At 46.6% G+C, this 19,532-nt stretch carries 15 protein-coding genes; 9 read left to right on the top strand and 6 right to left on the bottom strand.

What is annotated here, in order from left to right:
* Positions 1-95: 95 nt before the first annotated feature.
* Positions 96-749, bottom strand: a complete 654-nt coding sequence (gene folE / locus L3Q72_RS15145) for a GTP cyclohydrolase I FolE (protein WP_275133001.1) — start codon at positions 747-749, stop codon at positions 96-98.
* A gap of 232 nt (positions 750-981) precedes the next feature.
* On the opposite strand from folE, the gene moeA reads away from it, so the two are divergent.
* From moeA to L3Q72_RS15130, 3 genes are all read left to right on the top strand, one after another.
* Positions 982-2,217, top strand: a complete 1,236-nt coding sequence (moeA, locus tag L3Q72_RS15140) for a molybdopterin molybdotransferase MoeA (protein WP_275133000.1) — start codon at positions 982-984, stop codon at positions 2,215-2,217.
* Between the two features lie 118 nt (positions 2,218-2,335).
* Positions 2,336-3,085, top strand: a complete 750-nt coding sequence (gene moeB, locus L3Q72_RS15135) for a molybdopterin-synthase adenylyltransferase MoeB (RefSeq protein ID WP_275132999.1) — start codon at positions 2,336-2,338, stop codon at positions 3,083-3,085.
* A gap of 149 nt (positions 3,086-3,234) precedes the next feature.
* On the top strand, positions 3,235-3,408 hold the full coding sequence (locus L3Q72_RS15130) for a hypothetical protein (RefSeq protein WP_275132998.1): 174 nt from the start codon (positions 3,235-3,237) through the stop codon (positions 3,406-3,408).
* Between the two features lie 22 nt (positions 3,409-3,430).
* Here the strand turns inward: L3Q72_RS15130 and L3Q72_RS15125 are convergent, their stop codons facing one another.
* Entirely contained in the window at positions 3,431-4,411 is a 981-nt protein-coding gene (locus L3Q72_RS15125; protein ID WP_275132997.1) for a sugar-binding transcriptional regulator, read from the bottom strand.
* Between the two features lie 413 nt (positions 4,412-4,824).
* Here L3Q72_RS15125 and tal point away from each other — a divergent pair, with 413 nt between their 5' ends.
* The 3 genes from tal (at position 4,825) to L3Q72_RS15110 (ending at position 9,194) form a co-directional block, all read left to right on the top strand.
* Entirely contained in the window at positions 4,825-5,775 is a 951-nt protein-coding gene (gene tal, locus L3Q72_RS15120) for a transaldolase (RefSeq protein WP_275132996.1), read from the top strand.
* Positions 5,776-5,961: 186 nt separating this feature from the next.
* Complete coding sequence (gene tkt / locus L3Q72_RS15115; protein WP_275132995.1) at positions 5,962-7,950, top strand: transketolase; 1,989 nt, start codon at positions 5,962-5,964, stop codon at positions 7,948-7,950.
* Between the two features lie 320 nt (positions 7,951-8,270).
* Positions 8,271-9,194 (top strand): aminoimidazole riboside kinase, encoded by a 924-nt coding sequence (locus L3Q72_RS15110; RefSeq protein ID WP_275132994.1) that lies wholly within the window; start codon positions 8,271-8,273, stop codon positions 9,192-9,194.
* Positions 9,195-9,253: 59 nt separating this feature from the next.
* On the opposite strand, the gene L3Q72_RS15105 is transcribed toward L3Q72_RS15110, so the two are convergent.
* Both L3Q72_RS15105 and L3Q72_RS15100 read right to left on the bottom strand, forming a co-directional pair.
* Positions 9,254-11,305 (bottom strand): CHASE3 domain-containing protein, encoded by a 2,052-nt coding sequence (locus L3Q72_RS15105; RefSeq protein ID WP_275132993.1) that lies wholly within the window; start codon positions 11,303-11,305, stop codon positions 9,254-9,256.
* 259 nt (positions 11,306-11,564) lie between these two features.
* Positions 11,565-12,554, bottom strand: a complete 990-nt coding sequence (locus tag L3Q72_RS15100) for a LacI family DNA-binding transcriptional regulator (protein WP_275132992.1) — start codon at positions 12,552-12,554, stop codon at positions 11,565-11,567.
* Between the two features lie 361 nt (positions 12,555-12,915).
* Between L3Q72_RS15100 and L3Q72_RS15095 the strand changes: the two genes are divergently transcribed.
* A complete protein-coding gene (locus tag L3Q72_RS15095; RefSeq protein WP_275132991.1) occupies positions 12,916-14,037 on the top strand; it encodes a GGDEF domain-containing protein in 1,122 nt (373 codons plus the stop codon).
* Here the strand turns inward: L3Q72_RS15095 and L3Q72_RS15090 are convergent.
* Together L3Q72_RS15090 and L3Q72_RS15085 are read right to left on the bottom strand one after the other, a co-directional pair.
* The gene (locus L3Q72_RS15090) at positions 14,034-14,690 is read right to left on the bottom strand and encodes an SH3 domain-containing protein (RefSeq protein WP_275132990.1); all 657 of its coding nucleotides are present in this window, start codon (positions 14,688-14,690) and stop codon (positions 14,034-14,036) included. The genes L3Q72_RS15095 and L3Q72_RS15090 overlap by 4 nt on opposite strands.
* Positions 14,691-14,799: 109 nt before the next feature.
* On the bottom strand, positions 14,800-16,830 hold the full coding sequence (locus L3Q72_RS15085) for a methyl-accepting chemotaxis protein (protein WP_275132989.1): 2,031 nt from the start codon (positions 16,828-16,830) through the stop codon (positions 14,800-14,802).
* Between the two features lie 298 nt (positions 16,831-17,128).
* On the opposite strand from L3Q72_RS15085, the gene L3Q72_RS15080 reads away from it, so the two are divergent.
* Positions 17,129-18,478: a nodulation protein NfeD gene (locus tag L3Q72_RS15080; RefSeq protein WP_275132988.1), complete on the top strand. Its 1,350-nt coding sequence runs from the start codon at positions 17,129-17,131 to the stop codon at positions 18,476-18,478.
* A gap of 7 nt (positions 18,479-18,485) precedes the next feature.
* Positions 18,486-19,271, top strand: a complete 786-nt coding sequence (locus L3Q72_RS15075; RefSeq protein ID WP_275132987.1) for a slipin family protein — start codon at positions 18,486-18,488, stop codon at positions 19,269-19,271.
* Positions 19,272-19,532 lie beyond the last annotated feature (261 nt).

Below are 19,532 nucleotides of genomic sequence, written 5' to 3'. Positions count from 1 at the left end.
CACCAAAGAGGTGAGACACCACCTTGGTGTACTAAATTCAATCGATCATAACTTCTGTGTTTAGGTACTAGTAATTAGCTGTTCAGTGATTGGTATTACCTTAAGCCGTGCAAAAACTCATGACGGGTAGCGGGATTGGACTTAAATATCCCCCCAAGAGCAGTCGTTGTGGTTTCGCTGGTTGCATCCATGACGCCTCTGGATTTAACGCAGTAATGAGTGGCATCGATAGTAACGGCAACATCATCTGACTCAAGCAGTGCCTGCAACGCAACCAGGATCTGCTGTGTCATTCTTTCCTGAACCTGAGGACGCTGAGCAAAAAAGCGTACAATACGGTTAATTTTAGACAACCCGATAATCTTTCCTCGCGGAATGTAAGCCACCGCCGCCTTTCCATCAATAGTCACAAGGTGGTGCTCACAGGTACTGGTTACCGTAATGTCCTTTACCCTTACCATCTCACTGACGTTCATTTTGTTTTCAATCACAGTGATCTTGGGGAAGTTAGCGTAGTCCAGACCGGAAAAGATTTCATCGACGTACATTTTAGCGATACGTCCCGGCGTCTCCTCAAGACTATCGTCGGTAAGGTCAAGCTCAAGCAGATTCAGGATTTCACGCATATGGTGTTCAATGCGCTCCTTTTTCTCTGCGCGCCCAATATCGTTTGGCAGCATAGGAGTCTCAAGACCGTGAGCCTCAAGTGCCTGCTTCACTAACATTGCTGATTCGCTGATATTCGACATTAATCTTACCTCTCTTGCTATTTATTTCCCTATAACACGCTTCTTGAGAATAAAAGTGTGATTCAGGGCTCACAAGGATACAGTATTCACGGAAAATTACATCTTCAATTAATATTGACTGATAAATCGCCAACCGTTTAATTATGTGAATTGTGCAACATACAGGATGGTGTGATCTTATGTTATTGTCTCGGACCTAACTGCGAACAACCTGCAAAACAAAGGAAAAACTATGGGCTGCTGTGACAAACCAGGATTAATGCCAATACAGGACGCACTGGATAAGATGCTTTCCAGCGTACAAACCAATCTGACGACTCTGTCTCTTCCACTGGAGCAGGCAACGGGTTATGTGTTAGCAGAAGACCTTCTTTCTCCTATTTTCGTTCCGCCTTTCGATAACTCGGCAATGGACGGGTATGCTGTCCGCACTGCTGATCTTGCGCAAAACCCGGTAATGCCACTGGCAGGCAAATCTTTTGCCGGTCAGCCATTTGAAGGTGAATGGCCGCAAAGCACCTGCGTGCGCATTATGACAGGGGCAAAAATCCCTGAAGGTTGCGATGCTGTTATTATGCAGGAAGATACAGAAGCAACAGATGACGGCATTTTGTTTAACAAAAGCAAGGTTAAGACCGGCGCCAATATTCGCCCGGTCGGTGATGATATTGCAAAAGGCGATATTGTGCTGAACAAGGGAAGCCGTCTGACTCCAAGAGACATTCCAATGATCGCTTCTCTTGGCATCAGCCATGTTACTGTCTACAGCAAGCCAAAAGTGGCGTTTTTCTCCACAGGTGATGAGCTAAAACCTCTGGGCGAGGCTCTGGAAGAGGGCCAGATCTACGACAGCAACCGCTACGGCCTTAAAATCCTGATAGAGAAATTTGGCTGTGAAGGCATAGACCTGGGCATTATCCCGGATGTTCCGGAACAGCTAAGAGAAACCTTCCAGAAGGCGCAGGAAGCGGCAGATGTTGTCATTACATCCGGCGGCGTCAGTGTCGGTGAAGCAGACTACACCAAAGATATTCTGGAAGAGCTGGGCGAAATCGGCTTCTGGAAAATCGCCATCAAACCGGGTAAACCTTTTGCCTTCGGCAAACTGGAAAACGCCTGGTTCTGCGGCCTGCCTGGTAACCCGGTATCCGCAGCAATAACAAATTACGTACTGGTTCAGCCACTTCTGGCAAAACTGGCAGGCGAAACCCAGTGGCAGGCCCCACAATCTATCCCTGCAATCACCAAATCTGCATTTAAGAAAAAACCGGGACGCACCGACTACCAACGCGGGATCTGCCGGATTGAAAACGGCCAGTTTGTGGTAGAAACCACTGGCAACCAAAGCTCAGGCGCCTTCCGCTCAATGAGCCTGGCCAACTGTTTTGTAGTACTGGAGCAAGACAGAGGAAAAGTAGAACCAGGCGAAACCGTCCAGATAGAGCTTTTCAACCACACGCTATACTAAGCATTGTTAGTGCCGATGTAACACCAAACACCGGCACTACCCCATAACCCTATAACCCCATAGCCCTATAACCCGTAACCCGTAACCCGTAACCCAAAACCTACCCCGGACCCATATAATGACCATACTTTCAGACAAAGAAATCCTGCGCTACAACCGCCAAATCATCCTAAAAGACTTCGACTTTGACGGACAGGAAGCATTAAAACAGAGCTCTGTTCTTATTATTGGTGCCGGTGGTCTTGGCTGTGCTTCCAGTCAGTTTCTCGCTTCAGCAGGAGTCGGACAGTTAACTCTGGTGGATTTTGATACGGTGGAAGTTTCTAACCTGCAACGGCAGATCCTGCATACCGATGCGACGGTAGGGATGAAAAAAGTTGATTCTGCAGCTCAAAGATTACGAGAGCTAAATCCGCATATAGAGATAAAAACCATAGATAAGCGGCTTGATGACTCAGAAATGGCCGCTTTAGTTAAGCAACACTCTGCGGTAGTGGATGCAACGGATAATGTGGATACAAGAAACCAGCTAAATAAGATCTGTTTTGAAAGTAAGATCCCTTTGATCTCGGGCGCGGCGATCCGGATGGAAGGCCAGATAAGCGTTTATACCTATGAAGATGACGCCCCCTGCTATGCCTGCCTTAGCGCACTATTTGGTGAAAATTCATTAACTTGCGTAGAGGCCGGTGTTATGGCGCCCGTCGTTGGCATTGTCGGAGCAACTCAGGCAATGGAAACCATAAAGATCCTGACCGGTTACGGAACCCCGGTTAAAGGTAAAATTTTGATCTTAGACGCATTAACCATGTCCTGGAGAGAAATGAAACTGATGAAATTGCCAAATTGCGAGGTATGTTCAGGTTAAGTCTTTATTATTTAGCTCACACAAGAAGAGCTTTAGCACTATTTTTGCGACCTGTGTCACTCAAATACGCTAAATATTTGAAGGATCAAAAGTAACTGGCATTCTTATAGCTAAATACTGATTAAAACTTCATATTGAGTGCCGTAGTAATGGAAGCAATACTTTCTCAATTAAAGAAAGATTTTCATGCAAAGCTGAACGATGTTCAAAGCGAGAAATCAAACAAATCAACTATTGCACTGCTGACAGAAGAAGAGCTAAGTGAGCTGGAGACGGTCTGGATTCAGCACGCAATCTGGAAGCAAAATAATCTGAGCGCATAGAGGTTTGCGCTCAGAGGCCCGCCTAGTTCATCTGTTCGTCCAGGTTAAGCACTGTCAGTGCGTTACTTACGCTAGTGGCAATCACATCAATCACACCGGTTCGCAGTGCGCCCAAAAGGGCCAGCGGCTTGCTGTTTTCTGCCGCAATAGCAACAACCTCAGAGATTGGCCTGAACTCCTCAATACTTAGCCCGATTACGCGGTCACTCATCACAGTATTGGCCGTTGAACCTCTTACATCAAAAAAGTCATAACCGGCAAAGTCTCCGACCACGCCCTGATGAAGGCGCGACTGAACCACTTCATCTGCAGTAAACCAGCCCAGATCCACCATATAACTGTTTTCACTCATATCACCGATACCAATCAGAGCCATATCCGCTTTCCGGGCCAGATCCAGCGTCTGCTTTACCGTACCGTTTTGCATAAACGCCTCTTTCTGAGCCTTGTTCTCTGCATAGGCCGGCGCATACAGGGTTTCAGATGTTCCGCCATATTTCTTTGCCAGCTGTCTGCAGATATGGTCAGCGTTAAACATACCGCCTCGTGGGTGAATGCCGCCAATGCCACAGACAAATTTACAGTCACGGGGAGAAATCACCCCCACATGATGCGCAACAGCGGAGACATTTCTACCCTGCCCCACTGTCACCACCATGCCGTCTCTTAAGGTGCTGGAGAGATAATTGGAAACCAGTCCGGCAACCTGAGTTCTCTGCTGCTCTTCATTGGGCTGGTCAAGCGCAACCAATGCGCGTTTTACGCCAAACCTTTCAATCAGACGCTGTTCAATTTTGGCACTGAATACCGGGTGGTACTTTACGGTAATCTCGACAATGCCTTCATCCCTGGCCTGTTTTAGCATCCTGCCCACTTTTGCCCGCGATACCGCGAATTTCTTCGATATCTCTTCCTGTGTGGCTCCATCCTGATAGTAGGCCACAGAGATTTCTGTCAAAAGATCCGTGTTTTCTCCGGACATTTCCTGATTGGCATTGCTCATAAATACATTAACCTGCTTTTACTCTGAACCTAACTGTTCAATCGCTCACTATTATTACATTTGCATCAAGGGTTCGCACCCGTTACATTTGCACACCACGAACACATATGATCGCACTGAATTTTATCTCATTATTACCTAAAAACGGGCAGCAAGAAACCGCGCAAACGTTTTAATTCTACTCGCCTGGGCCTATTTGCTATAAAGATTGAACAATGTCACTTTTTCTAGGCTTATTCGATTGACATCTGCTCTGAATACGTTAATTTGGACTCATCAAATATTCATCCCTGATGCAAATGCTCAACGAGCATTTGGTCAGGACGAAAAATTTTAAGTGGCTAAGATTAAGCGATTGATTAATACGCAGACAAATGTCCACTTTATTTATCTTAACTGACAGGACTCCCGACATGAGCAACAAATTAGAGCAACTTCGTAAAGTAACCACTGTTGTAGCTGACACAGGTGACATTGAGGCGATTCGTAAGTATCAGCCAGAAGATGCAACAACTAACCCTTCTCTTATTCTTAAGGCTGCTCAGATTGAAGATTATGCTCCTCTGATCGATAACGCTATCGAATACGCAAAAGCTCAGAGTGATGACAAGGCACAGCAAGTTGAAGACGCATGCGACATGCTTGCAGTAAATATTGGTAAAGAGATCCTGACAACCATTCCTGGCCGTATCTCAACAGAAGTGGACGCACGTCTTTCTTACAACACAGAAGCAAGTGTGGCAAAAGCACGTAAGCTTGTGAAAATGTACAACGATGCAGGTATCTCTAACGACCGTATCCTTATTAAACTGGCTTCTACCTGGGAAGGTATCCGCGCAGGTGAAATCCTTGAAAAAGAAGGCATCAACTGTAACCTGACACTTCTGTTCTCTTTTGCCCAGGCACGTGCATGTGCTGAAGCCGGCGTATTCCTGATTTCTCCTTTCGTTGGCCGAATCATGGACTGGTACAAAGCAAAAGAAGGCCGCAGCTTTGAAGCTGCTGAAGATCCAGGCGTACTGTCAGTAACTAAGATCTACAACTACTATAAAGAGCACGGCTATAACACCGTAGTTATGGGTGCAAGTTTCCGTAACATCGGCGAAATCACTGAACTGGCTGGCTGTGACCGCCTGACTATCGCTCCACAACTACTTCAGGAGCTTGAAGAAGCAGAAGGCACACTGGAAACTAAACTAACAGCAGCGACAGAAGTAAAAGAACGCCCTGCGGCAATGACTCATTCTGACTTCCTGTGGGAGCACAACCTGGACGCAATGGCCGTTGAGAAAGTAGCGGAAGGTATTCGTAACTTCGCGGTTGACCAGGGTAAGCTGGAAGACATGATTGCAGCGAAGTTATAAGTAACAGGCTATGGGGTTATGAGGTTATGAGGTTATGAGGTTATGCTGTAGGTAGTTGCGAAATATTGCAACCTTTCCCCATAGCCCCATAGCCCCATAGCCCCATAGCCTTAAGGACGAAGTCCGTCCTGTCACCTTCTACCTAAAATTTTTTCAAATTAATCCAATTTCGGAAACCAAAACATTATGGAACGTAAAACTCTAGCAAATGCAATCCGTGCCCTGAGCATGGACGGTGTTCAACAAGCTAACTCTGGTCACCCTGGTGCGCCTATGGGTATGGCAGATATCGCTGAAGTGCTTTGGCGCGGTCATCTGAATCACAACCCGCAGAATCCGGAGTGGGCTGACCGCGACCGTTTTGTACTTTCTAACGGCCACGGCTCTATGCTGATTTACTCTCTGCTTCACCTGACTGGTTACGAGCTGTCTATTGATGATCTGAAAAACTTCCGTCAGCTGCACTCTAAAACTCCGGGCCACCCTGAGTACGGTTATGCACCGGGTATTGAGACAACTACCGGTCCTCTTGGTCAGGGTATCTGTAACGCAGTGGGTATGGCGATGGCTGAGCGCTCTATGGCTGAGCAGTTCAACAAAGAAGGCCACGATATTGTTGACCACTACACCTACGCATTTATGGGTGACGGCTGTCTGATGGAAGGTGTTTCTCACGAAGCATGTTCTCTAGCGGGTACACTTGGTCTTGGCAAGCTTATCGCTTTCTGGGATGACAACGGTATTTCTATCGATGGTCACGTTGAAGGCTGGTTTGCAGACGACACACCAAAGCGTTTTGAAGCTTACGGCTGGCATGTAATTCCTGCTGTTGACGGTCACGATGCGCAAGCGATTAACGCTGCTATCGAAGCTGCGAAAGCTGACCCTCGTCCAACCCTTATCTGTACTAAGACTATCATTGGTTTTGGTTCTCCAAATAAGTCCGGCTCTCATGACTGTCACGGTGCGCCTCTGGGTCATGAAGAAATTGCAGCAGCACGTGAATTCCTTGGCTGGGAACACGGTCCTTTTGAAATCCCTGCTGATATCTACTCTGAGTGGGATGCGAAAGAAGCTGGCGCGGCGAAGGAAGCTGACTGGAATGCTAAATTTGAAGCATACGCAGCAGCATACCCAGAGCTTGCAGCAGAATTTAAACGCCGCGTAAACGGTGAGCTTCCGGCAGAGTGGGAAGAGAAGACTTCAGCAATCATTGCTGACCTTCAGGCAAATCCGGCTAACATCGCATCACGTAAGGCTTCTCAGAACGCGCTTGAAGCTTTCGGTAAAATGCTTCCTGAATTTATGGGTGGCTCTGCTGACCTTGCGCCTTCTAACCTGACAATGTGGTCTGGCTCTAAGTCTCTGACCCGCGAAGATTTCTCTGGCAACTACATCCACTACGGTGTACGTGAGTTCGGTATGACGGCTATCATGAACGGTATTGCGCTTCACGGTGGTTTTGTTCCTTACGGTGCAACCTTCCTGATGTTTATGGAATACGCACGTAACGCAATGCGTATGGCTGCTCTGATGAAAGTTCAGAACATTCAGGTTTACACGCACGACTCAATCGGTCTGGGTGAAGACGGCCCGACTCACCAGCCGGTAGAGCAGATTGCTTCTCTGCGTGTTACGCCAAACATGAGCACATGGCGTCCATGTGACCAGGTTGAGTCTGCAGTAGCATGGAAATACGCAATCGAGCATAAAGACGGTCCTACTTCACTTATCTTCTCTCGTCAGAACCTGGCGCAACAGGAGCGTGATGCAGAGCAGCTGGCGAACATCGCAAAAGGTGCTTACGTACTGAAAGAGTGTGAAGGCAAACCTGAGCTTATCTTTATCGCAACGGGTTCAGAAGTTGAACTTGCAGTAGAAGCAGCAGCAGTACTGACTGCTGAAGGCAAAAAAGTACGCGTTGTTTCAATGCCTGCTACTGATGTGTTTGATGCACAGGACGAAGCTTACCGTGAATCTGTACTGCCTTCTGATGTAACCGCACGTGTTGCTGTTGAAGCTGGTATCGCTGATTACTGGTATAAGTACGTTGGCTTCGGTGGCCGTATCGTTGGTATGACTAGCTTCGGTGAGTCTGCACCGGCGGGCGAACTGTTCAAGATGTTCGGCTTTACTGTTGAGAATGTAGTTGAAAAAGCGAAAGAAGTACTTTAATTCTTAGCTGAACTAACGTCATCCCCACGAAAGTGGGGATCATATCAAAGCGTGTTGTAGAGCATAGGGTTGTTACTAACTCTACAACAGGTTGAAAGTAGATCCCGGATAATGGCTTCGCTATTTCCGGGATGACGCCTTCCAAAAAAGTCGTAGAGACCTCTCCCCCCCTCCTATTCAGAAACCTATAACTGACCTCAATTTCTCTCGATAAGATCACAATTCTTCATGATAGATAAAATATATCTTGTTCTGACATTGAATTGCTGAACCGATTTAGTACACTTATGGGAACGATGTCAATTTACAGGGTTATCAAAATGAATAAAGTTTGGGTTACCGGCGATGCTGTTGTCGATCTAATTCCGGAAGGTAGTGATACCTATCTGAAGTGTCCTGGTGGTGCTCCAGCAAACGTAGCTGTTGCCGTATCACGACTGGGTGGCGATAGTGCATTCTTCGGTCGCGTAGGCCAGGATCCTCTGGGCCGCTTTATGAAGCAGACACTGGCTGATGAAGGCGTTAAGACTGAATTTATGCTTCTAGACGAAGAGCAGCGCACTTCTACCGTAATCGTTGACCTTGATGATTCTGGCGAACGCAGCTTTACCTTTATGGTAAAACCAAGTGCTGACCAGTTTATGCAGGTTTCAGATATTCCGGCATTCTCAGCAAACGAATGGCTGCATGTGTGCTCTATCGCACTGGCAAACGAACCAAGCCGTGGCAGCACATTCAAAGCAATGGAGCAGATCAAAGCAGCTGGTGGATTTGTCAGCTTTGACCCTAACCTTCGTGATGAAGTTTGGGCTGACCAGTCTGAAATTAAAGAAACGGTTCTTAAAGCGGTTTCAATGGCAGACGTAGTTAAATTCTCCGATGATGAGCTGCTGTTTTTAACGGACACCAACTCACTGGAAGAGGGCCTTGCGGCTATCAAGCAGTACAACAACCCGCTTGTACTTATCACGCAGGGCGCGAAGGGTGCGCTTGTGATTCAGGGTGAGCGTCAGGAGCTGATTGCCGGTAAAGCTGTAAAACCGGTTGATACTACCGGTGCCGGTGATGCATTTGTTGGCGGCCTGATCACACGCCTGGCACAAAGCAACGACTGGAACACAGCGGAATATGTTGAATCCGCAGTTCGCTGGGCGAACGGCTGTGGTGCGCTGGCAACGACGCAAAAAGGGGCGATGACGGCTCTGCCAAACGAAGCGGCGCTTCTGGAATATATCAACGAGTAGTCGCCACTCATACCGTAAACAAAAATGCCTCCCGGACGGGAGGCATTTTTATATCGATTCTAAAGCCTGAAAAAGGCGACTTCGTTATGCAGTAACTGCGACAAGCGTTTTAAATCTTGAGTTGCCTCAGCGATCTGCGCAGCCCCTTCCCCGGTCTGCGTCGACTGAGAGCGGATCTCTTCTGATTTAACGCCGACCTCTTTAGAAGAAATACTCTGCTGCTCAGTGGCTCCTGCAATTTCTTCCGTCAGGCCGCTAATCTGATTCACCATTTGCAAAATATCACCTAATGCTTCCTGTACATCCATTGTCTGTTCAACAATAGCAGCCGCCTTTTCCTGCCCCTGCTCCATCGATGAAACTGCATATTTAGCTTCACCCTGAACTCTGGAGATCATATTTTCAATCTCAACAGTAGAGTCCTGAGTGCTCTGTGCTAAGGCACGGACCTCATCGGCTACCACAGCAAAACCACGCCCGTGCTCTCCGGCGCGAGCCGCTTCAATTGCGGCATTCAAAGCCAGCAGGTTGGTCTGATCGGCAATGCCTTTAATCACATTCAAAATATCTGAGATTTCGTTAGCGCTGTTTGCCAGATCCTGAATTTTGCCCGAAGTATCAATCAGGTTATCAGACAGACCGATAACACCATCAGCCGCACTCTCCGCTTTTTCATTACCAGACTTAACCACTTTCTCAGCCTGAGTGGCCGAATCTGCCGCCTGAGCGGCACTTTGCGCAACAGAGCCGACTACCACAAGCATTTCATCAATTGCTGATGAAACCTGATCGGCAGCTTCAATCTGAGCTTTTACATTGCTGTTGGTTTGCTCTGCAATCACTGACAGAGATTCCGCAGCGTCAGACTGAGAATGTGTCGCCTCTGACACTTTGGAAATAGTAGACCTGAGCTGGCTCGCCATGCTCAATACCGATGCGTAAATACTCTTTTTATCCTTACTTTTTAAGCTTGCCGTTGATAAATCACCTTCGGCAATTTTAAGAGTAAGCTGCGCAATTTCTGCCGGCTCTCCGCCAACCTGGCTCTGCACCTGACGGATAATCCATAAGGCCAGAACCGCCGTCAATACAAGCGCAATGACCGTAATGACGATTCCCGTCAGTACTGAATCATTAATATCACTCTCGGTCTTTGCCACTTCCTTATTCATCTGCTGCATTTCAGACTCAATCAGCGAATCGATCACCTGCCGGATTGAATTCATAATCCGTTCGCCATGGCCTTTTTCGATAAGATCCGTAATATCGGCCAGTGTTACCGTCACCTTATTCATCTCATGACGCGCCGCTATTTCCGGGTCTGCCGCTTCAGTCACCCACTTCTTGCTCAGGCTTTCAATTTTTGTCAGTTTGTTCAGCAGTTCTTCGGTATCGTAAAAAGTGGTGCTTAGGTGCTCTCTCAGGGCTGAGATATTCCTTTTAAGCTCTTCCTGCCCGTCATAATATGGCCTCAATTCAGATTCAATACCCGTCAGCAAAAAGCCTCTCTGCCCGGTTTCCTGATTAACCATTGCCATAAGCACAGAGTTTGTCAGCTCATAACCATCCCGGTCATACTGAGCATCAACCTCCGCGGAGATCTGGGCCAGTATTTCTCTGATTTCTGCGAACAACGCAGGGCCAGTCGTTCTTTTCGATAGCCGGACAAAATTTTCCGTCGCCTTCTCGCCCTTAGCCACCTCTTTGCGAAGTTGTATCTGAAGCTCAGCAGCCTCACGAGTCCATTTATCTTTTAATATTCTAATCTCTTCAATCTGAACAAGTTCTTCTTTATCGTTTTTATAGGTATTTTTCAGGTTAATTAAAGCATTATCGAAACTCTCCTGCCCCTGAATATAACGATTTAGAAACGACTCTTTACCTGAAATAAGAAAACCGCGCATACCGGTTTCCGTTTCGCTCATAAGAAGTTTGATCTGTTTAACCTGAGCGATAACCTCGCTTTCTTCACGCTGTTCTTCCACAAGATTAAATAGCGAATTGACACTGAACTGAGCAATAAAAGCCAGAACAAAGATAGAAACAAAAGGCATACTAAAGCCAAGTATCAGCCGGGTTCGTAAGCGAAGGTTATGAAGAAATGTAAGCATAGTGATCCTGAAAAGTACCTCTGTTGAATTAAAGAGTTCTATTTTGGTTATCTAAAAAGAATGGTGACCAGATCGCAGAGGAAATAAGCCAAACCGTTGGCAAAAATTTGATTTAAATAATTAGTCACACCCAAGGCGTGTGCACGGCAACGAATTATATCGCTGCCAAATGTAATTACCAGATGGGAGAAGGAAAAAGAGCTATGTGATTAAATTCGCTCTTTTTATGAAGGTCAATATATCATGCTGATATTTGACTCTAGCAAGTTTCTCTGCAGACGGTCTCAAACCCAAGCACAATTTTCGCCATCACCTGTTGCTTGCCGGCAACGATATCCAGCACAACGTTTGCCGCAGTTTCTCCGGCAGCCTCAAAGGCGTAGCTGAACGTAGACAGGCTTGGTGAAATAACATTCGCCATTTCATCGTTACCAACACCAACCAGCTTAATATCTTTGCCGACAGCCTTACCCGTTTCGGAAATTCCCTGAATGGCTCCGATAGCAATTTTGTCCGTCGCGCAAAAGATACCGTCTACATCAGGATACTCCCGGACAAGCTGTTTGGCCTGTTCATAACCGGACTCAATGGTAAACTCACCCCGGCTGTGATAAGCAGGCTCACCCATATCAGCATGGGACATCGCCTGAACCAGACCTTTATAACGCATTGAGTCCACAGCAATATCTTTACTTGAAACACCAATAAAACCAATTTTTGATGCTCCGCTTTCAATTAGCCGCTGACCGGCACTGAAGCCGACCCGTTCATCATCATGGATAATGCTCGGAATATTGAAAAATGAACCATCCTGACCAACCAGCACCACCGGTGCGACGGATTGCGCGATCGCATCGGTAAGCTCCTTATCAAGGTGAGTCGCGTAAAGAATAATGCCCTCTACCCGTTTCTGGTTGAACAGCCTGATGTAATCCAGCTCTTTTGCGTATCTGTGCTGACTGTTTGCTAAAAGCACATGCTTACCGGCATTTTCAAATACGCGACTTAAGCCATCAACGCCAAGTGATGTCGCATTTGAAGCCATAGTCGGCACAATAACACCAATCAAATTCGTCTTCTGAGACTTCAGATCCTTCGCCACCTGATTAACTATGTAACCACACTCTTCAATGGCCTTTTTTACTTTTACTTTAGTGGCGTCTTTAACACCATATTCGTCATTGATTACCCTTGATACCGTGGACTTTGATACGCCAGCGATACGAGCTACATCATGAAGACTCGCCATTGATTCCGCCTATATTCTACTTTTTGCAATTGATACCAATTTTGACAAGTTAATTGATAAAATGGAACCCGCTCAAGATCACATGGGCGTAAAAACGGCTAAATTTGTGAGAACATAATCACAGATATCTTGTTCCTATTTTGACTAATTGCCGGTTTTCTCGAAAACCTTATTTCGCAAACGTTCCCGAAACATTCTAACCGGAGTAAGTTATGAATTACCCTGTAATAGCAAAAGAGCAGTTAGTGATCTGCTCCAGTCAAGTGAACAAGAAGACACAAATGGATACAGTTAAATACCAATACTCCATGGATACGCTATTTTTATATAAGTACTTCTGATCAGGGCGGCACAGGCAGTAATGAGACAAGTAGAAAAAACACTCTCTGAGCAAATGCGTATCGGCGAACATGAGATTGAACGCCGCAAAGCTCTGCTGCAACTGTCAAGCGAAGATTTTACGCGACTTCAGGCCTGTCAGGGCTGGATTGAGCCTTATATTCCCGCGATGGTAAAAGAGTTCTATATTAAGCAGACCAGCATCCCTGAAATTGAAGTGGTTATTGGGGACAAAGAGACGCTGAACAAACTTCACCACAGCATGTCCGGCTATATCCATGAACTGTTTTCTGGTGTCTATGACCTCGCCTATGTAGATAAACGTCTGCGAATCGGTAAAGTTCACTGGCGGATTGGTGTCAGCCCGAAATTTTATCTGTCCGGGATCAGTCAGCTTCAGCAGATCATTGAGCGCTACATTATAGAACAGTCGGAAAACTCCGCGGATATCATCGCTTCCTTAAGAAAACTGTTCTATTTCGACAACCAGCTGGTTTTTGATACCTATATTGCTGCCCTAAAAAATGAGGTTGACCTGGTCAATACCCAGCTTGAAGATTATGCGCGAAATCTGGAGCAGAATGTTGCTGAGCGAACCAAAGAGCTGACCGAGCTTTCTCTTAAAGATCCTCTGACCGGACTTTACAATCAACGGGCTTTTTACGAAGAGCTTGAGCGTTACTCATCACTGGCAAAGCGCAACTCCGCCCACATGACACTGTTGTACATAGACATGAATAAGTTTAAAGAAACCAACGATACCTTTGGTCATAAGGCTGGTGATAGCGTTTTAGTGGCATTTGCGGAAGCGGTTCGCGCCATACTGAGGAAAAATGAGCCGGCAGCCCGCTACGGTGGGGATGAATTCTGTATCATCATGCCAAACACAAAAATTGAAGAGGCTTTGTCACTCTGCCAAAGGCTGGCAGGTAAATTCAGCAAACTAATAGGTTACCCGGTTACTCTTAGCATTGGAGGTGCGTCACTTTACCCTGGTAGCGATTATAATAGTGAGGAACTGATTAGTCTGGCAGATAAACAGATGTACAAAGCAAAGGCAGAGTCACGCAAAAGCGGAAAACATCAGTTTTCCTTCGAACGCCGTGAAGACAGCGACAATATTACGCCATTAAAGAAAAGCTAGGGATAAAAGATTTCCCCGGTTTCAGCATTCAGGTAAACCTTATCATTGCGGCCTGTTCCGCCACAATAAACAAAGTAAACCGGCTGAGGTTTATATGTCACCGAAATCAGCCAGCCACCAAGCAGCTCGAAATCCTCAAAACTGCAGTTGCCGTTATCAATCAGCTTCTGAGTTGCGCTGATAAACTGCTCTTGATACTGCACAAAATCATCCGATTTTTTAATCAGAGCCGTCATGGTTTTTCGCCTGTCTTCGTCGGTAATCACAGGTTTAGACGCAGAAAGAAACTCCATATGAATCCAGTCCGCAATATCTTTTCCACTTTCATGCACCATATAATCAGAAAAACGTACCCAGTCACCTTTCACTTCCAGAGCAGTAACAGGGTCGCCCTTACGCAATACAGAGCGGATCAGAGAATTGCCATCGGGGTATGAACGGACATTCAGGCGATCAGAACTCACATAATAAACCATATCTTTTTTTATCACCGGCTCAGGTTTATGGACAAGGTGAAGCTCTTCCTCCTCTGCTGGTTCTTCTTCAACCACCTCTGCAACCGGCTCTTCCTGCATCATAAAAAAGTAGTAATAGGCACCGGCACCACCGCCAATAAGCAGCAGTAATACGATAACAATGATCAGTTTTTTCATATGAGATGTCCTGAATACACTTTTTTACTATGCAAAATAGATTAACGGCAAACGCTATCAGAACTTTAGCTCAGATGCCGATAACAGTGAAGCTATCGGCATTTCTGATTTAATGGAAGTAGTCGACTTGCTGCTTCAGTTCAACAGACTGAGACTGAAGGTTTTCCGCGCTACTGGCGGACTGGGCTGTGATATCGCGGGTTTGCGCATTCAGTTTGCTAATTTCGCTGACATTTTGTGCGATTTCCTGAGAAACCAGTGCCTGCTGCTCAGAAGTTGCCGCGATAGCTTCAGACTGAACCGTAATATCGCTCACCTGATCGGCAATAGATTCCAGCTCACCACCCGCCTGGTTTGCCAAATCCAGTACTCTGTTGGCGTTTTCCTGACTATCGCTCATCAGTTGTACCGCACCATTAATTGAGCCCTTCAGCTTTTCAATAATGCCACCCACATCAGACACTGATGACTGAGTCTTACTGGCAAGAACACGAACCTCATCGGCAACCACAGCAAAGCCCCTGCCCTGCTCACCAGCACGCGCAGCTTCAATGGCCGCATTCAGTGCCAGCAGGTTCGTCTGCTCAGCAATGGCGTTGATCATCTCCGTCACTTCCTGAATCTTTTCGCTGTCTCTTTCAACGCTCTGGACAGAGGAAGCCGCGTTACCTAAGAGTTCATTCAGTTCTGCAATACTGGTTGCGACATTTCCCACAACCTGCAGACCCGACTGGCTACTCTCATTGGCATCCCGGGTATTGTTTGCAATAGCTTCAACCTGCTGAGCCACCGCCCCCGCTGACTGAGCCATTTCCTCAACGGCAGTGACAACCTGATCCACATTCTCCTGCTGAGTATCTGACTGGCTTAGGCTCTGTTTAGAATCCGTCGCCACATTTTCCGACTGCTCATAAACAGAGTCACTTGTTGAGCGGATTTCACCAACCAGACCGCTTAACTGCGCTGCCATTTCGCTCATGGAATTTGTCAGCAGCACAACTTCGTTCTGACTGTCTGCATCTCCTTTCTTAATCGAAAGGCTCACTTCACCTTTACCCAGGCGAACCATATTGGCAGCGGCATGAGTCAGGCGCATAGAAATTCGTCTTATTATCCAGCTAATCAGGAAAAGAGCGAAAGCACCGACCACAACCGATACAATAGCAATGGTTTTGAGAAGATCTTTACTGGATTTTGTCACTTCATCCAGGAAAGTGCCACCCATCAGTTTCCAGTTCCAGCCTTCAACTTCAGCATAAACCAGGTACTTTTCGCCTATTGTGCCAGCCGTCTTCCAGCTGTAGTTCAGGACACCGGACGGAGCATCAAAGACAGGTCTGAACACCTGATTTCCGGCGTAATCGCTCATAGTCAGGATAGAGGTGTCTTCATCTAAGGTTGGATGCAGAAGGAACTGTCCTTTATTGCTTTCACTATTATCGACAATAAAGGTGTAACCGGTATCGCCCCATTTAATCTGGCGCAATTTATCAAAGGCATTTTCTGTTGCTTTATCAACCGGAAGGCCGATAAATGAAAGGCCGGCAATTTTACCATTTGCCGCATGAATCGGGCTGTAGTATGTAATATAAGACTTACCAAACAGCTTAACTTTTGCGTCGTAATCCTGGCCTGAAGATAATTTTTTGTATCCGGGGTGCTGCGTACCAAGCATAGTTCCTACTGCTCGCTGGCCCTGCTCGTTTTTCAGAGAGGTTGATATGCGGATAAAGTCGTTGCCGGATGCAGCAAATACGGTTGCGACGGCACCTGTTGCCTGAGTAAACCGGTCAACAATATCTGTGTTTCCGATAAGACTGGTACCGCCTAAAGTCAGGTCAGCAACGGCTTGTCCGCGGTAATCAGCGCTACCCTCTGCCACTTCCAGACCATTTAAATAGCCCCCCTGAAAAGAAGACTCCAGCTTATGAGCACTTTCCAGTAGCGCTTCATACTCACCGGCCAATGATTTAGCCAGTGATTCAACCTTAGACGAATGCTCCTGCATAGTGCTGTTTAAAAGCACATCGTACGCGCCTCGATAGACCATTACACCAACTGCTGAAGACGCCGTTAAAAAGCACAAGGTTATTGTCGCTAAAAGCTGAAACCTCACGCTTCTGTTTTTATAATTCAACATGTTAAAGCCTGTATTCCCAAAAAAATCGCTAAAATTTATTTTCCAACCTTTTATACCAACCCCAGCAATTAACCCGCTCAGGCAAAATACCGGAATTGAGATAAATATGTATTATATTAATACTTGTGTAGCACACAGTTTACCACCTACTTTATTACAGGAAAGAGGGCGGCGCATTATTATTCACTAACAATTGATATGCATCAACAACCATTCACGCAAATGATATAACCAAGCATAATAAGCAACGCAAATATATTGAACTACACTTTGGATATAACACTAAGTGGAATAAGCAATGAAGCGTTGGATAGCCGGATTATTATTTGCCTGTCTTGTTGCATTGACACACTCTTCACCTGCCAATATCAGCAATGAGAGAGCCATTCAAACCCATAGCGTACCTGTACTCAATATACGTGGTGCCATCGGCCCTGCTGTCGGGGATTATCTGATTGACGAACTGGCTAAGGCCAATGCAACATCCGATGTGCCCGCCATCATCATAACCATAGACACACCGGGTGGTTTGGTTTCCAGTCTCAGAGATATTAACCAGCAGATCCTGGCATCGGATATTCCGGTTTTGTGCCTTGTTCATCCTTCCGGGGCCAGGGCCGCCAGTGCCGGAACCTACATCCTGTATGCCTGCCATATTGCGGCAATGTCTCCGGCGACAACTCTGGGAGCCGCCACCCCGGTACAAATCGGAGGTGCAAGCCCCGGAGGGAATAAAGAGGAAAAAGAGACTCAGGAGCCAAGTGCAATGGAAAAGAAAATCCTCAATGACTCCGTTGCCTACATACGTTCTCTGGCGCAGCTAAGAGGCAGAAATGAAGAGTGGGCAGAAAAGGCCGTCCGGGAAGCGGCAACGCTTTCAGCATCAGAGGCACTTGAGCTTAACGTTATCAATTATATTGCCGAAGATCCGGCTGCTCTGGTTAAAATTACCGACGGGGAAACCGTTACGATAAATGACGAGCCCTATACGCTAAACTTCAACGACGCCACTCTGGTTCACAAACAACCCGACTGGCGCAACCAGTTTCTTACCACAATCACAGATCCAAATATCGCTTATATCTTGATGATTATCGGAATCTACGGGCTCTTGCTTGAATTCTACAGTCCGGGATTTGGTATTGCCGGCATTATTGGTGCCATTTCACTTCTTATCGCGACCTACGCATTTCAGTTGCTGCCGGTCAACTATGTCGGCCTGGGTCTGATATTTGTTGGTGTGGCTCTGCTGATTGCCGAGTCCATGGTCCCCAGCTTTGGTCTGTTTGGCTTTGGCGGCATTGTTGCCTTTGTGCTCGGGTCTATCTTCCTTATCGACAGTGAAGTGCCTGAGCTGAAAGTTTCGCTACAGCTTATCTATGCACTGGCTGCGACTTCAGGCGCGTTTATTCTGCTGGTGCTGAAAATTCTCTGGAACCTCAGGAAGAAACAGGTAGTAAGCGGAACCGAGTCCATGATTGGCGGTGAAGGTGTGGTTTCAGACAGTTTTGAAAAAGAAGGTTTTATTCAGATCAGAGGGGAACGTTGGGCAGCCAGATGCAATACACCTCTTCAGAAAGGTGATCCTGTGCAGGTGGACCGTATTGACGGCCTTACGTTAATCGTCAGAAAAATAACCAGGGAGTAAAAACATAATGGAATTTATAATCACCAGCGGAATGCTCACTCCAGTCCTTATCGTCGCTCTGGTACTCTTAATTGCATTTAGCCTGTTTCATATTCTCCGCGAGTATGAAAGAGGAGTGATCTTCTTTCTCGGACGCTTCCAGAAGGTGAAGGGGCCGGGTCTTATCATTGTTGTTCCGGTTATTCAGCAAATCGTCCGGGTTGATCTGCGTACCGTAGTGATGGATGTGCCCAGTCAGGACGTTATCAGCCGGGATAATGTTTCAGTCAGAGTGAATGCAGTTATCTATTTCCGTGTTGTTGATGCGCAAAAAGCCATTATCAACGTAGAGGACTATTTCCAGGCCACCTCACAACTGGCGCAAACAACGCTGAGATCGGTTTTAGGTCAGCATGAACTGGACGAAATGCTCGCCAACCGGGAAATGCTTAATGACGATATCCAAACCATTCTCGACGCCAGAACCGACGGCTGGGGAATTAAAGTCTCCAATGTGGAAATCAAGCATGTGGATCTGAACGAAACCATGGTCCGGGCCATAGCAAAACAGGCCGAAGCAGAGCGTGCCAAAAGAGCGAAAATCATTCACGCCTCAGGTGAAATGGAAGCATCAGCCAAACTGGTTGAAGCGGCTAATCAGCTGGCGAAAGAGCCCAATGCTATTCTATTACGTTACCTGCAAACACTTACTGAGATAGCGGGAGAGAAAAGCTCTACGATTTTGTTCCCGATGCCGACGAGTTTGATGGAGAATTTGTTTAAGGGGGATGGGAAAGAAAAGGATGGGAGCTAAGGCTATGGGGCTGACTCTTATACACAAATATTAAAGTGACCAGAGAACAGTTCTCCCCCTTGAGTGAAAAAGCCTAATTGGTTGATAAAGCTAATAGAAGGGGGAGTTAGAGGGGGTTGGTTATGCCATGCATGGTTAAACCACCAAAACTTAAACCCATAGGAAACAACCCCTCCCAGCCTCCCCTTCGATGTTACTTCTTCGAAAATCCGGCCTTTCGAGGCTAAGGGGAGGAGCATTCTTTGGCTCCTTAAACTTGTG

The sequence above is a fragment of the Vibrio sp. JC009 genome (assembly GCF_029016485.1).
In the GTDB taxonomy this organism is placed as follows: domain Bacteria; phylum Pseudomonadota; class Gammaproteobacteria; order Enterobacterales; family Vibrionaceae; genus Vibrio.
Note: the sequence above shows the minus strand (reverse complement) of the source record. Positions and strands in the feature narration are given on the sequence as shown.

Bases quoted from the DNA above. Each gene is read 5' to 3' on its own strand.
- tkt (WP_275132995.1), top strand. From the start codon at position 5,962: ATGGAACGTAAAACTCTAGCAAATGCAATCCGTGCCCTGAGCATGGAC.
- folE (WP_275133001.1), bottom strand. From the start codon at position 749: ATGTCGAATATCAGCGAATCAGCAATGTTAGTGAAGCAGGCACTTGAG.
- L3Q72_RS15080 (WP_275132988.1), top strand. From the start codon at position 17,129: ATGAAGCGTTGGATAGCCGGATTATTATTTGCCTGTCTTGTTGCATTG.
- L3Q72_RS15090 (WP_275132990.1), bottom strand. From the start codon at position 14,690: ATGAAAAAACTGATCATTGTTATCGTATTACTGCTGCTTATTGGCGGT.
- L3Q72_RS15075 (WP_275132987.1), top strand. From the start codon at position 18,486: ATGGAATTTATAATCACCAGCGGAATGCTCACTCCAGTCCTTATCGTC.
- moeA (WP_275133000.1), top strand. From the start codon at position 982: ATGGGCTGCTGTGACAAACCAGGATTAATGCCAATACAGGACGCACTG.
- L3Q72_RS15100 (WP_275132992.1), bottom strand. From the start codon at position 12,554: ATGGCGAGTCTTCATGATGTAGCTCGTATCGCTGGCGTATCAAAGTCC.
- L3Q72_RS15110 (WP_275132994.1), top strand. From the start codon at position 8,271: ATGAATAAAGTTTGGGTTACCGGCGATGCTGTTGTCGATCTAATTCCG.
- L3Q72_RS15105 (WP_275132993.1), bottom strand. From the start codon at position 11,305: ATGCTTACATTTCTTCATAACCTTCGCTTACGAACCCGGCTGATACTT.
- L3Q72_RS15095 (WP_275132991.1), top strand. From the start codon at position 12,916: ATGAGACAAGTAGAAAAAACACTCTCTGAGCAAATGCGTATCGGCGAA.
- L3Q72_RS15130 (WP_275132998.1), top strand. From the start codon at position 3,235: ATGGAAGCAATACTTTCTCAATTAAAGAAAGATTTTCATGCAAAGCTG.
- L3Q72_RS15125 (WP_275132997.1), bottom strand. From the start codon at position 4,411: ATGAGCAATGCCAATCAGGAAATGTCCGGAGAAAACACGGATCTTTTG.
- tal (WP_275132996.1), top strand. From the start codon at position 4,825: ATGAGCAACAAATTAGAGCAACTTCGTAAAGTAACCACTGTTGTAGCT.
- moeB (WP_275132999.1), top strand. From the start codon at position 2,336: ATGACCATACTTTCAGACAAAGAAATCCTGCGCTACAACCGCCAAATC.
- L3Q72_RS15085 (WP_275132989.1), bottom strand. From the start codon at position 16,830: ATGTTGAATTATAAAAACAGAAGCGTGAGGTTTCAGCTTTTAGCGACA.